Raw genomic sequence first — 978 nt, 5'->3', positions numbered from 1 at the left:
CGCGAACAGCTATGACAGATCAGGAGACGATCAGATGGCTGTAGAACATTTCCAAAAAGCGGCGAAAGTAAGCAGAGAGAAAGTGCCTGATCTGCTTCCGAAAGTCTTGTTTGGATTAAGCTGGACATTATGTAAAGCGGGCCAAACACAGAAGGCGTTTCAGTTCATAGAGGAAGGATTAGACCATATCACAGCACGTTCTCACAAATTTTATAAAGAATTGTTTCTGTTCTTGCAGGCCGTGTACAAGGAGACTGTTGATGAACAAAAAATTCATGATCTTTTAAGCTATTTCGAAAAAAAGAACCTGCACGCTTACATTGAAGCATGTGCCCGGAGTGCTGCCGCTGTTTTTGAAAGCAGCTGTCACTTTGAACAAGCCGCTGCGTTTTATCGGAAAGTGCTGAAAGCCCAAGAAGATATTCTAAAAGGAGAGTGTTTATATGCCTATTAAGAAAAAAGTGATGATGTGCCTGGCTGTTACTCTAGTTTTCGGAAGCATGTCGTTTCCAACCCTGACAAACTCCGGCGGATTTAAGGAATCAACAGATCGAAATACGACGTATATCGATCATTCCCCTTACAAACTCAGTGATCAGAAGAAAGCCCTTAGCTAGGGCTTTTTCTTGCTTTACGGAAGACGTTCCATTTTCCACATCGCGGCATTCCTTCTATTTCTAACGCAAGACACTCGAAACAACCAAACCATTTGAGGTATAATGGATAAAGTGAATAACAGTATTTAGATTGATATATATGAAAGAGAGTGGAACATCATGGGCCGTAAGTGGAACAATATTAAAGAGAAGAAGGCGTCTAAGGACGCAAATACGAGTCGGATTTATGCGAAGTTTGGCCGTGAGATTTATGTGGCGGCGAAACAGGGCGAGCCAGATCCGGAATCCAACCAGGCGCTGAAGGTTGTGCTTGAGCGTGCGAAGACTTACAGCGTGCCGAAAAACATCATTGAACGTGCGA

Annotated in this window: 1 protein-coding gene and 2 pseudogenes; all 3 read left to right on the top strand. The window is 43.3% G+C overall.

The window, feature by feature from the left end; all coding sequences use genetic code 11:
• A pseudogene (gene rapH, locus ACWHAR_RS23780) lies at positions 1 to 454 on the top strand (response regulator aspartate phosphatase RapH); the annotation flags it as partial.
• Complete coding sequence (phrH, locus tag ACWHAR_RS23775; protein ID WP_003242557.1) at positions 444 to 617, top strand: phosphatase RapH inhibitor PhrH; 174 nt, start codon at positions 444 to 446, stop codon at positions 615 to 617. The pseudogene rapH and the gene phrH, both read left to right, overlap by 11 nt.
• Before the next feature lie 159 nt (positions 618 to 776).
• Positions 777 to 978: pseudogene (locus tag ACWHAR_RS23770) on the top strand (YebC/PmpR family DNA-binding transcriptional regulator); the annotation flags it as partial.

Source organism: Bacillus sp. LR--39, assembly GCF_053613335.1.
Note: the sequence above shows the minus strand (reverse complement) of the source record. Positions and strands in the feature narration are given on the sequence as shown.

Excerpts from the sequence above, each read along its gene's own strand:
- phrH (WP_003242557.1), top strand. The coding sequence starts at position 444 with ATGCCTATTAAGAAAAAAGTGATGATGTGCCTGGCTGTTACTCTAGTT.